The organism is Enterobacter cloacae complex sp. 302F9 (genome assembly GCF_050030335.1).
GTDB classification, from domain to species: Bacteria; Pseudomonadota; Gammaproteobacteria; order Enterobacterales; family Enterobacteriaceae; genus Enterobacter; species Enterobacter hormaechei_C.
This window is the reverse complement of the sequence record NZ_JBLGUC010000001.1, coordinates 4,381,176-4,394,244: the sequence shown is the minus strand read 5'-3', so window position 1 is coordinate 4,394,244 and position 13,069 is coordinate 4,381,176. Positions and strand designations below refer to the sequence as shown.

Here is a 13,069-nt window from a genome sequence, read left to right as displayed (position 1 = left end):
TACACTCGCCTGCGGGTAAAAGCATTTAAGGTGGATGTCGCGTCATGGAGAGGATTACAGTTACTCTCGGGGAACGTAGTTACCCTATCACCATCGCGGCTGGTTTGTTTAACGACCCAGCTTCCTTCTTACCACTGAAAGCGGGTGATCAGGCGATGCTGGTCACCAACGAGACGCTGGCTCCGCTTTATCTCGACCGTGTACGTCACCTGCTTGAGCAGGCGGGCGTGAAGGTCGACAGTGTGATTCTGCCCGATGGCGAGCAGTACAAAAGCCTGACGGTACTGGATACCGTCTTTACCGCACTTCTGCAAAAACCGCACGGTCGTGATACAACACTGCTTGCCCTGGGCGGCGGCGTTGTGGGCGATCTGACCGGTTTTGCAGCCGCCAGCTATCAGCGCGGCGTGCGCTTTATTCAAATTCCAACCACGTTGCTCTCACAGGTCGATTCTTCTGTGGGCGGTAAAACGGCGGTTAACCATCCGCTCGGCAAAAACATGATTGGCGCGTTCTACCAGCCTGCCTCGGTGGTGGTGGATCTCGACTGTCTGAAAACCTTGCCAGCGCGCGAACTGGCGTCCGGCCTTGCAGAAGTGATCAAATACGGCATTATTCTTGACGGGGAGTTCTTCACCTGGCTGGAAGAGAATATGGATGCGCTGCTGCGCCTCGACGGGCAGGCAATGGCCTACTGTATTCGCCGTTGTTGTGAGCTGAAAGCAGAAGTCGTTGCCGCAGATGAGCGTGAAACCGGCTTACGTGCTTTACTGAATCTGGGGCATACGTTTGGTCATGCGATCGAAGCCGAAATGGGCTACGGTAACTGGCTTCACGGTGAAGCTGTCGCTGCCGGAATGGTTATGGCGGCGCGGGCCTCTGAACGTCTGGGGCAGTTCAGGCCGGAAGAGACAGCACGTATCATCGCGTTGCTTAAACGTGCTGGCTTGCCGGTGAGTGGTCCGCAGGAAATGTCTGCGCAGGCGTACCTTCCCCACATGATGCGCGATAAAAAAGTATTGGCAGGTGAGATGCGTCTGGTACTCCCGCTTGCAATAGGGAAAAGTGAAGTGCGCGGCGGAGTGCCGCACGAAGTCGTACTTGGCGCTATTGCTGATTGTCAGCAGGCGTAACAACTAGAAAGGTCAGACCGCTGTAACAGGTGGTCGTTTTAGCTTCAGGTAAATGCAGAGTCGTTGGCAGAAGCCTTTGAGTGGGGTGTTAAATGGATGAATTCAAACCAGAAGACGAGCTGAAACCCGATCCCAGCGATCGTCGTACTGGTCGTTCTCGTCAATCTTCAGAACGTGATAACGAGCCGCAGATCAATTTTGACGATGTCGAACTGGATGCAGACGATCGTCGCCCTTCGCGTAGCCGTAACGCGCGAAATGAGCGGGAAGACGAGGAGTATGAATCCGAAGAAGAGTTAATGGATGAACAGCCTGTTGAACGTCGTCCGCGCAAACGTAAAAAAGCGGTAGCGGCAAAACCGGCCTCCCGTCAGTACATCATGATGGGCCTTGGCGTTCTGGTGCTGGTCTTGCTGATTGTCGGCATTGGGTCCGCGCTAAAAGCACCTTCTACCAATTCTACCGAGCAGACGGCGTCTGCCGAGAAGAGCATCGACCTGTCTGGTAACGATGCGAGCAACCAGGCGAATGGCGCTCAGCCTGCGCCGGGCACCACTTCCGCAGAGCAGACCGCAGGTAACACCAGCGCTGGCCAGGATATCTCTCTGCCGCCTGTCTCTGCGACCCCGACTCAGGGCCAGGCGCCTGCGACGCCTGAAGGCCAGCAGCGTGTTGAAGTTCAGGGCGATCTGAACAATGCGCTGATGCAGCCGCAGAATCAGGAGCAGGTTAACGCTGCCGTGGTGAACTCCACGCTGCCAACTGAACCAGCCACCGTTGCGCCAGTTCATGGCAGCAATGCCCAGCAGCAAACGGCGACAACGGAAACCAAACCGCGCCAGACGCAGACTGCGCCACGCCAGGAGCGTAAGCAGGCTGTGATTGAGCCGAAGCGTGAGACGAAACCGCAAACCGTGGCAAAAGCGCCAGAAACGAAAGCGCCAGCGCAGACCAAACCTGCTGTGAGCCAGCCGGTTAAAGCGCCAACGCCTGCGGCAACCACTGCACCGAAAGCAACGGCGACCACAACCGCGCCTGCTGCAACAACACCTTCTGCAACAACACCTGCGGCTCCCGCAGCCAAAACGGGCGCTGCATCAGGTAAAACGACGGGCAACGTGGGTTCTTTGCAGTCGGCCTCTTCCAGCAACTACACCCTTCAGCTGAGCAGTTCGTCTAACTATGACAACCTCAACGCCTGGGCGAAGAAATCGAATCTGAAAAACTACGTGGTTTATCAGACGACCCGTAACGGTCAACCGTGGTATGTGCTGGTGAGTGGTATTTATGCTTCCAAAGATGAAGCAAAACGTGCCGTTTCCACGCTGCCAGCCGACGTGCAGGCGAAAAACCCGTGGGCGAAGCCGATTCATCAGGTGCAGGCCGATCTGAAGTAATGTTTAAAGCGCAGGATGCTGTCGGAGCTTTCTCCACAGCCGGAGAAGGTGTAATCAGTTAGTCAGCATGAAAAAAAATCGCGCTTTTCTGAAATGGGCAGGGGGGAAATACCCCCTGCTCGACGATATTAAAAAGCACCTGCCGAAAGGCGAGTGTCTTATCGAGCCCTTCGTGGGTGCTGGATCGGTGTTCCTGAATACCGATTTTTCTCGTTATATCCTGGCGGATATCAACAGCGACCTTATCAGCCTCTATAACATCGTCAAACTGCGTACCGATGAGTATGTGGAAGAGGCGCGGAAGCTGTTTACGCCAGAGAACAACAACCCGGACGTCTACTATCAGTTCCGCGCTGAGTTTAATCAAAGCCAGGATCCGTTCCGTCGCGCGCTGTTGTTTCTTTATCTCAACCGCCATGGTTACAACGGTCTGTGCCGGTATAATCTGCGTGGCGAGTTTAACGTGCCGTTTGGCCGCTATAAGCGTCCCTACTTCCCACAGGACGAACTGTATCACTTTGCTGAAAAAGCGCAGAATGCCGAGTTCTACTGTCTCTCCTATGAAGAGTGCATGGATCTGGCGGGCGTAAACTCGGTGGTCTACTGCGACCCGCCTTACGCGCCGCTGTCTGCCACGGCAAATTTCACCGCCTACCACACTAATAGCTTCAGCCCGGCCGAGCAGGCTCGTCTGGCTGAGATGGCGGAAAAGCTGGTCAGCAAAAGAATTCCGGTGTTAATTTCGAATCACGACACGCCTGATACGCGCGAATGGTACAAAGCCGCGAAGCATTTTCAGGTAAAAGTGCGGCGTAGCATTAGCAGCAACGGCGGCACACGTAAAAAGGTGGACGAACTTCTGGCGCTTTATCGACCCTGAGCCTTTGCCCGCCGGTAAACACATTTCAAGGAGATGCGGATGAAACAGTTTTTGATTGCCCCCTCAATTCTGTCGGCCGATTTTGCCCGCCTGGGTGAAGACACTGCCAAAGCTCTCGCGGCTGGCGCGGATGTCGTCCATTTCGACGTTATGGATAACCACTACGTTCCCAACCTGACCATCGGTCCGATGGTGCTTAAAGCACTGCGTAACTACGGGATCACCGCGCCCATTGACGTGCATCTGATGGTGAAACCGGTTGACCGCATCGTGCCTGATTTCGCCGCGGCGGGTGCCAGCATCATCACTTTCCACCCGGAAGCCTCCGAACACGTTGACCGCACGCTACAGCTGATCAAAGAGAACGGCTGTAAGGCGGGACTGGTCTTTAACCCGGCGACCCCGCTGAGCTATCTCGACTACGTGATGGACAAGCTGGACGTGATCCTGCTGATGTCCGTCAACCCGGGCTTTGGTGGTCAGTCATTTATCCCTCAGACCCTCGACAAACTGAGTGAAGTGCGCCGCCGTATTGATGAGTCTGGCTATGATATTCGTCTGGAAGTGGACGGCGGCGTGAAGGTCAATAACATCGGTGAGATTGCGGCGGCAGGAGCGGATATGTTCGTCGCAGGCTCCGCCATCTTCGATCAACCGGATTACAAAAAAGTCATTGATGAAATGCGCCGTGAACTGGCGAAGGTAAGTCATGGATAAATTGCAGGCTATTCGGGGTGTAGCATTTGACCTCGACGGCACGCTGGTCGACAGCGCGCCAGGATTAACCCGCGCCGTCGATCAGGCGCTGTATGCCCTTGAACTCCCCGTTGCAGGCGAAGAGCGCGTCGTGACGTGGATTGGTAACGGTGCAGACGTGCTGATGGAGCGCGCGCTGACCTGGGCTCGTCAGGAGCGTGCCTCTCAGCGTTCCGCGCAAGGTAAACCGAGTGTTGACCACGCGGATATTCCCCAGGATGAGCAGCAGCGTATTCTGCGCAAACTGTTCGACCGTTTCTACGAAGAGACCGTCGAAGAGGGCAGCTTCCTGTTCCCGGATGTCGCTGAAACGCTGAGCGCGCTACATGCCAAAGGCATCCCGCTGGGGCTGGTGACTAACAAGCCGACACCGTTCGTTGCGCCTCTGCTGGAAGCGCTGGATATCGCGAAATACTTCTCCGTAATTGTGGGCGGCGATGACGTGCAGAATAAAAAGCCGCATCCGGAACCGCTATTGCTGGTGGCAGGAAAATTATCCTTAGCGCCTGCGGAGCTGCTCTTTGTCGGGGATTCCCGCAATGATATTCTGGCTGCCAGAGCGGCAGGTTGCCCGTCGGTTGGGTTGACCTACGGCTACAACTACGGTGAAGCCATTACGCTGAGTGAGCCGGACGTTGTGTTCGACCACTTCAAAGATTTGTTGCCCGCACTCGGGCTCTCGCACAGTGAACATCAGGAATTGAATAATGACTAAGCCCATCGTTTTTAGTGGCGCACAGCCTTCAGGTGAACTGACCATTGGTAACTACATGGGTGCGTTACGTCAGTGGGTGAGCATGCAGGATGACTACCACTGCATTTACTGCATCGTGGATTTGCATGCTATCACCGCGCGTCAGGATCCCGAGAAGCTGCGCAAAGCAACACTTGATACGCTGGCGCTGTACCTGGCGTGCGGTATCGATCCAGAGAAGAGCACCATTTTCGTTCAGTCTCACGTGCCAGAGCACGCGCAGCTGGGCTGGGCGCTGAACTGCTACACCTATTTCGGCGAGCTGAGCCGCATGACCCAGTTCAAGGATAAATCTGCCCGCTACTCTGAAAACATCAACGCCGGTCTGTTTGACTATCCGGTGCTGATGGCGGCCGACATTCTGCTGTACCAGACCAACCAGGTGCCGGTGGGTGAAGACCAGAAGCAGCACCTGGAGCTGAGCCGCGATATTGCCCAGCGCTTCAATGCGCTTTACGGTGACGTGTTCAAAGTGCCTGAGCCGTTTATTCCGAAATCCGGTGCGCGCGTGATGTCGCTGCTGGAGCCGACCAAAAAGATGTCCAAGTCTGACGATAACCGCAACAACGTTATCGGCCTGCTGGAAGATCCGAAATCGGTGGTGAAAAAGCTCAAGCGTGCGGTGACCGACTCCGACGAGCCGCCAGTGGTGCGCTACGACGTGCAGAACAAAGCGGGTGTGTCTAACCTGCTGGACATTCTCTCCGGTGTGACCGGACAGAGCATCCCTGAGCTGGAAAAACACTTTGAAGGCAAGATGTACGGCCACCTGAAAGGCGAAGTGGCAGACGCCGTTTCCGGCATGCTGACCGAGTTGCAGGAGCGCTATCACCGTTACCGTAACGACGAAGCTTTCCTGCAAAAAGTGATGAAAGAGGGCGCGGAAAAAGCCAGCGCGCGCGCCTCCGAAACCCTGAAAGCGGTGTACGACGCTATTGGGTTTGTGGCGAAACCTTAAGCCGCTTTGCCGGGTGGCGCTTACGCTTACCCGGCCTACGGGACCGTGCAGGTCGGGTAAGGCGGAGCCGCCACCCGACAAAACTGACGAAACAAAAAAACCGGGACATCCCCGGTTTTTTTACGCCTGAAAAACGCTTACTGCTGTGCCGCCGGGCCGCAACCGCCGATGATCTTCGAAATGGAGATCGCCGGGTGAAGCAGGTAATCGTAGCTGCAATTATTTTTAGTATTTTGAACGTGACCGGTGCAGGCCGTCAGAGTTGATAACAGGCCGACCAGAACGGCAGCTTTTGCCAGTTTGAACATACGCATTCCTTGTCAATAAATCGAAAATTGGATGTAACACGAGGGAATAAATGGAAAAGTTCCATTATGCGGGCGGTATGTTATCGACTGAGGTAAGAAGGGAGTAGTCCGCTTAAAGACTACTCCCGGGAGAGATTATGCGTTAGTGGCTGGAGAACCAGTTCAGTTTTTCGCGCAGGGCTACCACGCGACCCACCACGATCAGCGCCGGGCTTTCAACCTGCTGCGCCAGCTCGCCCAACTGCGTCAGCACGCCATCGACCACGCGCTGCGTAATGGCGGTGCCGTTTTCCACCAGTGCGACCGGCATATCTGCTTCCATGCCGTGCTCCAGCAGTTTCGCCTGGATCGTGGCTGCCTGATTTAGCCCCATATAGAACACCAGCGTCTGCTTTTCAGCGGCCAGATTATGCCAGTCCAGTTCGCTGCCGGTTTTCAGGTGGCCCGTCACCAGGCGCACGCTCTGGGCATAGTCGCGATGGGTTAACGGAATGCCGGAATAGGCAGAACAGCCGGACGCCGCCGTAATGCCCGGCACCACGGAGAACGGAATACCCGCGTTGCACAGGGTTTCCAGCTCTTCGCCGCCACGACCAAAGATAAACGGATCGCCACCCTTCAGGCGCACCACGCGCTTACCTTTTTGCGCTTCCCGCAGCAGGGTCTGATTGATCTCCTCCTGCGGCACGCAGTGATAACCTGCCCGTTTGCCGACGAACACGCGGTCAGCATCGCGGCGCACCAGATTCATGATGTCATCAGAGACCAGACGGTCATATACCACGATGTCCGCCTGCTGGATCTGCTGGAGACCCTTCAGCGTCAGCAGGCCCGCATCGCCGGGACCTGCGCCCACCAGCACCACTTCACCGCGATGGTCCAGCGGCTCGCTCAGGAGCTGTTCGGTCGTCTCTTCAACGGCTTTGGTGTCCTGATTGGCAAGGGACTGCGCCAGCCTGTCGTTGACAAAGAACTTCTCCCAGAAGCGACGGCGTTCGCCCACGGTTGCGAAGGTTTGCTTCACGCGGGAGCGCAGCTCCCCGGCGTATTGGGCAATCTGACCAAGATGCTGCGGCAGCACGGCTTCCAGTTTTTCCCGCAGCAGACGGGCAAAAACGGGCGAGCGCCCGCCGGACGACACCGCAATCATCAGCGGTGAACGGTCAATAATCGACGGCATGATAAAGCTCGCCTCTTTCGGCGCATCCACAACGTTACAGAAGATGCGGCGCGCTTCGCAGGCGTCGCTGACGCGCTGGTTAACGTCATCGTTATCCGTTGCGGCGATGGTCAGCCAGCAGGTATCCAGCAGGGATTCATCAAATTCGCCCTGCACCTGGGTGAGCATCCCTTCCTGCGCCCAGACGTCAAACTGTGGGGCAAAGGTGAGGGCGTTGACGGTCAGCCGGGCACCCGCCTCTAACAGCAGGCGTGCCTTGCGTTCAGCCACATCGCCGCCGCCCACGAGCAGGCAGTCGCGGTTGCGTAATTGACAAAAAATCGGCAGGTGATCCACGACGTTACCTCACAGCATTCATGGCGGGGGAAGAATTGACGTCAGGATAACAGCAGGAATCGTACAGAACATACGGTTTTTCCTGCCGTTACCCATAAGGGGTCATAAGCCTTTCCTATTGAAAAGGCGAGGGGTTACGCTTTCAGCTGCACCTCGCCGTCCTTCACGCGGACGTCGTAGTGTTTGACCGAGAAGCTTTCATCTTCCATGCAGAGTCCGTCGGTTAAGCGGAAGCGCTGCTTTTTCAGCGGGCTGGCAACCCACAGCTCGCCCTGGTGCTCCGCAATCAGACCGCGGGAGAGCACGCTGGCCTCGAAGAACGGGTCGATATTGCTGATGGCATAGACCTGTTCATCGTGGCGAGGGCGGAAAATCGCCACCTGCTCGTTGCCCAGCAGGGCACAGACGCCGGTTGCTGGCAGAATGTCGTTAATATTGCAGATGTTTACCCACTGGCTCATGCGTTTTCCTCCACCAGTATCACCGGAATACGTTCATACGGGGTCGCTGGACGATGCTGTTCGCGCTCCGGCACCACCTGCACGTTCGGGTCGCGCTGGGTGCTGTTGATAAAGTGTTTGAAGCGCGTCTGCGCCGCTGGCGTGTTCACGGTTTCGGTCCACTCGCAGATCACCGCCTCGCGCAGGCGAGTCATCTCGGATTCCAGCTGTTCATTCAGACCCAGCTTGTCGTCGATAATGACCGATTTCAGGTAGTCGATGCCGCCTTCGAGATTATCCAGCCAGGACGCGGTACGGGTCAGCTTATCGGCGGTACGAATGTAGAACATCATGAAGCGGTCGAGGTATTTGATCAGCGTATCGCGATCGAGATCGGCGGCCAGCAGATCCGCGTGGCGAGGTTTCATCCCGCCGTTACCGCACACGTACAGGTTCCAGCCTTTCTCGGTGGCGATGATACCCACGTCTTTCCCCTGGGCTTCCGCACATTCACGGGTACATCCTGACACGCCGAACTTCATTTTGTGCGGCGTACGGATGCCTTTGTAGCGGTTTTCCAGCTCTACGCCAAAGCCCACGCTGTCGCCCACGCCGTAGCGGCACCAGGTGCTGCCCACGCAGGTTTTCGCCATGCGCAGCGCCTTGGCGTACGCGTGACCGGTTTCAAAGCCCGCTTCAATCAGCTGACGCCAGATTTCCGGCAGGTCATCTTTCTGCGCACCGAACAGGCCGATACGCTGGGAGCCGGTGATTTTGGTGTACAGGTTAAACTCACGGGCGATACGGCCCACGGCGACCAGCCCTTCCGGGGTAATCTCCCCTCCGGCAGAACGCGGGATCACCGAGTAAGTCCCGTCTTTCTGAATATTGGCCAGGAAGTTATCGTTGGTGTCCTGAAGCGGAGTGTGTTCTGGTTTGAGCACATATTCGTTCCAGCAGGACGCCAGCAGAGAACCGACGGTAGGCTTACATACTTCACAGCCATAGCCCTGGCCGTGTTTCTCCAGCAGTTCGTCGAAGGACTTAATGCCTTCCACGCGGATCAGGTGATACAGCTCCTGGCGAGAGTAAGCGAAGTGCTCGCACAGGTTGTTGTTCACTTCAATGCCCTGTTTTGCCAGCTCGGCGTTCAGCACCTGAGTGACCAGAGGAATACAGCCGCCGCAGCCGGTCCCGGCTTTGGTTTCCGCCTTCAGCGCCGCAACGGTGTGGCAGCCTTTGTTAATGGCGGAGATCAGCATGCCTTTGGTCACGTCGAAGCAGGAACAGATTTGCGCGCTGTCCGGCAGTTTATCCACGCCGATGGACGGCTTACCGCTGGAGGCGTGAGCCGGGAGGATTAGCGCGTCCGGGTTTTCCGGCAGCTCAATGGCGTTCAGCACCAGCTGGAGCAGGTTACCGAAGTCACTGGTATCGCCCACCAGCACCGCCCCGAGCAGAGTTTTGTTGTCCTGGCTGACGATGAGGCGTTTGTAGACTTCTTTGCTTTCGTCCAGATAAACATAGCTGCGGGAGTTCGGGGTGCGGCCATGCGCATCACCAATACCGCCCACGTCCACGCCCAGCAGCTTCAGCTTGGCGCTCATGTCTGCGCCGGTGAAGGCGTTTTCGCTGCCGAGGATATGGTCAACGGCGACCTGCGCCATTTTGTACCCTGGTGCAACCAGACCGTATACGCGGTTATTCCAGCTGGCGCATTCGCCGATAGCGTAGATATCCGGATCGGAGGTCTGGCAGGTATCGTTGATCATGATCCCGCCGCGCTGCGCAACGGCCAGACCGCACTGGGTGGCCAGCTTGTCGCGCGGGCGAATACCGGTGGAGAAGACGATGAAATCCACTTCCAGCTCGCTGCCGTCTGCAAAGCGCATGGTTTTACGCGCTTCGGTGCCTTCCTGCACGATCTCTTTGGTGTTCTTGCTGGTGTGAACCTTCACGCCCATGCTTTCGATTTTACGGCGTAGCTGGTCGCCACCCATATGGTCCAGCTGTTCTGCCATCAGCATCGGGGCAAATTCGATGACGTGGGTTTCAACGCCGAGGTTTTTCAGCGCGCCTGCCGCTTCCAGACCCAGCAGACCACCGCCGACAACCGCGCCGCGTTTGCTTCGACGTGCGCAGGATTCAATGGCGTTGAGGTCTTCAATGGTACGGTAAACGAAGCAATCCTGGGTTTCCGACCCTTTAATAGGCGGGATCCACGGATACGAGCCCGTCGCCATGATCAGCTTATCGTAAAAAACCGTACGTCCGGCGCTGGAGTGGATCACTTTCTCCTGACGGTTGATGGTGATAGCGCGTTCGCCCACCAGCACTTTTACGCCATGCTTCTCGTAGAACCCTTCACGCACCAGAGAGAGCTCTTCGGCGGTATGGTGAGAGAAGTAGGAAGACAAGTGCACACGGTCGTACGCCTTGCGGGGTTCTTCACAGAACACGGTAATATCGAACTGCTCAGCATCGGCTTTATCGAGAAGATCCTCAATAAAGCGGTGGCCGACCATGCCGTTACCGATGATAGCGAGTCTGACTTTGCTCATTTTTGCCTCGATTTCTTTTCTATTACTGCCTACCTTAACGATTCAGCAGGGGCACTTATTGATGCAAATCAAATACGCCTTCACCTACCCCTTAGTGGGTATATCTATGATTTGTCAGGATTTTTATAAGTGACGGATATTGTTTGATTTTTGTGCTTGCTTGTTTTTTGCACAAATATAGTGGGGTTTTTTACCCATCGGCGGGCAGGGCGGGTGAGCAGGGGAAAACCCCTTTGCAGTACGCAAAGGGGTTACGGCGATTAGTGGGTAGCTGTTGCCGGGTTGTGTTGACGGTGACGGGTCACAAAGCCCAGCACGAAGCACATGATGAACACCACGGCGTACAGACCGTTAGCGGTATGCAGCGCCGCCAGCGGGCCGCTGTGCGCAACAATCGGGCCCGTGACCACGAAGGTCAGCATGGTGCCGATGGTGCCGCAGGTCAGCACGAAGTTCACCAGCTTTGGCGAGGCCACTTTGGTCTGAAGAGAGCCAAGGGTGATGATCGAGGTGTAAATCGCACTGGAGAAGAAGCCCAGGGTCAGGATGAACCACGGCATATGCTCCGGGGAACCGTTGATGAACAGATACATCAGCACGGTCGCCAGACCCGCCAGAACGGTCAGGATCCGTTGCAGGTCGAAGAAGCGCAGGATAAAGCTAAACGCCCACATGCCGAACATGTAAGACATCCAGAAATCGCTCACCAGTTTACCCGCGTCGTTCAGGCTCATGCCCAGACCTTTCGCGTATTCAGGAACCCAGGAGATAAAGCCCAGCTGACCGAGGATGTAACACAGCGCGGCGATGGAGAGGAACAGTACGCCGATACCCCATTTTTCTTTCGCAACCGGCTCGGACGTAGTCTGCGCTTTTTTGCCCAGCACCGGGAACTCGCAGCCGAAGGTGAGAACAAAGATCGCGACATAAACCAGACCAATGCAGGCGTACACCCAGTACCACTCAATGCTGCGCGCCAGAAGATACGCGGCGACCATCGGGAAAATCATCCCGGCCATGCTGAAGAAGGAGTCGGTGAACAGCAGACGCGCGCCGCGCTGGCGGCCTTCATACATGTGCGTAATCAGGAACGTACCGATCGACATGGTAATCCCGCTCACCAGGCCCAGCACGAACATGGCGGCAGAGAAGAGGGCGATGCTGTGGCTCAGCATCAGGCCCGCCACGGCGGCAACCATCAGCACGAAGCCGAAACGCAGCTGCGTTTTCAGCGGCACGATTTCCATCAGCCAGGCGTTCAGGAAAATAGAGATCAGGATCCCCGCGTTCAGGAAGGTGAAGGTGTTACTCATGCTGGAAACGGGCAGCTGGAAGTAGTCTGCGATATTTCCCATCACCATCCCGGTGACGATCACCAACGCGCCGGTCAGGGCGTAAGAGAAGAAGCTGATCCATGTGAGCTTGATGCGATTGCTGTTAGTCATGTCTGGCCTGTTAAAAGTAAAGAAAAACGCAATGACTGCGTTTGAGCGGGCAGATTTTAGTCGCGAAAGTGATCTAATTAAATCTTTTCAGAAAATTTTGAGCACAATTGCAGGTTTTAACGTGATGCAGATCACATTACGTTGTGGGGTGAACAATCGTTTGCGCGGTAATAATTGTTTCAATTTGGTAAAATTAGGTAAAAGACTGGTCTGGGTTCATACTGCTCTTTAGAATCAAGCCATTCGCTTTTTATACTGCGCTTTGTTAAGGAATTCTCATGCTCAAATCAACACTGGCGGCTGTCGCAGCTGTGTTTGCTCTTTCTGCCGTTTCCCCTGCTGCGCTGGCAGCCAAAGGAGACCCTCACGTCCTGCTGACTACCTCTGCGGGGAATATTGAGCTGGAGCTGGATAGCCAGAAAGCCCCTGTTTCGGTGAAAAACTTCCTCGACTACGTGAACAGTGGTTTTTATAACAACACCACGTTCCACCGCGTGATCCCGGGCTTTATGATTCAGGGTGGCGGTTTTAACGAGCAGATGCAGCAGAAACAGCCCAACCCGCCCATCAAAAATGAAGCAGACAACGGCCTGCTGAACAAGCGCGGCACCATCTCCATGGCGCGTACGGCGGACAAAGACAGCGCCACCAGCCAGTTCTTCCTCAACGTGGCTGATAACGCCTTCCTGGACCACGGTCAGCGCGACTTTGGCTACGCGGTGTTTGGCAAAGTGGTGAAAGGCATGGACGTTGCGGATAAGATCTCTCAGGTTCAGACTCACGATGTCGGTCCATACCAGAATGTGCCGACTAAGCCTGTCGTCATTCTCTCCGCGAAAGTGCTGCCGTAACGTTCCCTTACACGGGCACATCTTGCCCGTGTCTTTCCACCCTCCCTGCGAAAGCGCGTTTTGCTGCTTA

Annotated in this window: 12 protein-coding genes; 7 read left to right on the top strand and 5 right to left on the bottom strand. The window is 55.9% G+C overall.

What is annotated here, in order from left to right:
* Window positions 1-44 precede the first annotated feature (44 nt).
* From aroB to trpS, 6 genes are all read left to right on the top strand, one after another.
* Complete coding sequence (gene aroB, locus ACQG0T_RS21430) at window positions 45-1,133, top strand: 3-dehydroquinate synthase (protein WP_003861631.1); 1,089 nt, start codon at window positions 45-47, stop codon at window positions 1,131-1,133.
* Between the two features lie 92 nt (window positions 1,134-1,225).
* Window positions 1,226-2,530, top strand: a complete 1,305-nt coding sequence (gene damX, locus ACQG0T_RS21425; RefSeq protein ID WP_017693869.1) for a cell division protein DamX — start codon at window positions 1,226-1,228, stop codon at window positions 2,528-2,530.
* 67 nt (window positions 2,531-2,597) lie between these two features.
* Window positions 2,598-3,410, top strand: coding sequence for an adenine-specific DNA-methyltransferase (gene dam / locus ACQG0T_RS21420; protein WP_015571432.1), 813 nt, complete (start codon window positions 2,598-2,600; stop codon window positions 3,408-3,410).
* Between the two features lie 39 nt (window positions 3,411-3,449).
* Entirely contained in the window at window positions 3,450-4,127 is a 678-nt protein-coding gene (rpe, locus tag ACQG0T_RS21415; protein WP_023295532.1) for a ribulose-phosphate 3-epimerase, read from the top strand.
* Window positions 4,120-4,881, top strand: a complete 762-nt coding sequence (gene gph, locus ACQG0T_RS21410; RefSeq protein WP_017384158.1) for a phosphoglycolate phosphatase — start codon at window positions 4,120-4,122, stop codon at window positions 4,879-4,881. The genes rpe and gph overlap by 8 nt, the downstream gene beginning before the upstream one ends.
* Entirely contained in the window at window positions 4,874-5,878 is a 1,005-nt protein-coding gene (gene trpS, locus ACQG0T_RS21405) for a tryptophan--tRNA ligase (RefSeq protein WP_015571430.1), read from the top strand. Before gph ends, trpS begins: the two co-directional genes overlap by 8 nt.
* 137 nt (window positions 5,879-6,015) lie before the next feature.
* Here trpS and ACQG0T_RS21400 read toward each other — a convergent pair whose 3' ends face one another.
* The 5 genes from ACQG0T_RS21400 to tsgA all read right to left on the bottom strand — a co-directional run bounded on the left by ACQG0T_RS21400 (window position 6,016) and on the right by tsgA (window position 12,148).
* Window positions 6,016-6,186, bottom strand: a complete 171-nt coding sequence (locus tag ACQG0T_RS21400) for a YhfL family protein (protein WP_008503029.1) — start codon at window positions 6,184-6,186, stop codon at window positions 6,016-6,018.
* 142 nt (window positions 6,187-6,328) lie between these two features.
* Window positions 6,329-7,702 carry a siroheme synthase CysG gene (cysG, locus tag ACQG0T_RS21395; protein ID WP_426723870.1) on the bottom strand — a complete coding sequence of 458 codons (1,374 nt, stop codon included), beginning with the start codon at window positions 7,700-7,702 and terminating at the stop codon, window positions 6,329-6,331.
* A 134-nt stretch (window positions 7,703-7,836) separates the two neighbouring features.
* Window positions 7,837-8,163 carry a nitrite reductase small subunit NirD gene (gene nirD, locus ACQG0T_RS21390; protein WP_015571429.1) on the bottom strand — a complete coding sequence of 109 codons (327 nt, stop codon included), beginning with the start codon at window positions 8,161-8,163 and terminating at the stop codon, window positions 7,837-7,839.
* Window positions 8,160-10,703: a nitrite reductase large subunit NirB gene (nirB, locus tag ACQG0T_RS21385; RefSeq protein WP_426723869.1), complete on the bottom strand. Its 2,544-nt coding sequence runs from the start codon at window positions 10,701-10,703 to the stop codon at window positions 8,160-8,162. Before nirB ends, nirD begins: the two co-directional genes overlap by 4 nt.
* A gap of 260 nt (window positions 10,704-10,963) precedes the next feature.
* On the bottom strand, window positions 10,964-12,148 hold the full coding sequence (gene tsgA, locus ACQG0T_RS21380) for an MFS transporter TsgA (protein ID WP_015571426.1): 1,185 nt from the start codon (window positions 12,146-12,148) through the stop codon (window positions 10,964-10,966).
* Between the two features lie 278 nt (window positions 12,149-12,426).
* Between tsgA and ppiA the strand changes: the two genes are divergently transcribed.
* Window positions 12,427-12,999, top strand: a complete 573-nt coding sequence (gene ppiA, locus ACQG0T_RS21375) for a peptidylprolyl isomerase A (RefSeq protein WP_003861649.1) — start codon at window positions 12,427-12,429, stop codon at window positions 12,997-12,999.
* Window positions 13,000-13,069: the final 70 nt, after the last annotated feature.

Coding starts and splice junctions, on each gene's coding strand:
- aroB (WP_003861631.1), top strand. CDS start 45: ATGGAGAGGATTACAGTTACTCTCGGGGAACGTAGTTACCCTATCACC.
- damX (WP_017693869.1), top strand. CDS start 1,226: ATGGATGAATTCAAACCAGAAGACGAGCTGAAACCCGATCCCAGCGAT.
- dam (WP_015571432.1), top strand. CDS start 2,598: ATGAAAAAAAATCGCGCTTTTCTGAAATGGGCAGGGGGGAAATACCCC.
- rpe (WP_023295532.1), top strand. CDS start 3,450: ATGAAACAGTTTTTGATTGCCCCCTCAATTCTGTCGGCCGATTTTGCC.
- gph (WP_017384158.1), top strand. CDS start 4,120: ATGGATAAATTGCAGGCTATTCGGGGTGTAGCATTTGACCTCGACGGC.
- trpS (WP_015571430.1), top strand. CDS start 4,874: ATGACTAAGCCCATCGTTTTTAGTGGCGCACAGCCTTCAGGTGAACTG.
- ACQG0T_RS21400 (WP_008503029.1), bottom strand. CDS start 6,186: ATGTTCAAACTGGCAAAAGCTGCCGTTCTGGTCGGCCTGTTATCAACT.
- nirD (WP_015571429.1), bottom strand. CDS start 8,163: ATGAGCCAGTGGGTAAACATCTGCAATATTAACGACATTCTGCCAGCA.
- nirB (WP_426723869.1), bottom strand. CDS start 10,703: ATGAGCAAAGTCAGACTCGCTATCATCGGTAACGGCATGGTCGGCCAC.
- tsgA (WP_015571426.1), bottom strand. CDS start 12,148: ATGACTAACAGCAATCGCATCAAGCTCACATGGATCAGCTTCTTCTCT.
- ppiA (WP_003861649.1), top strand. CDS start 12,427: ATGCTCAAATCAACACTGGCGGCTGTCGCAGCTGTGTTTGCTCTTTCT.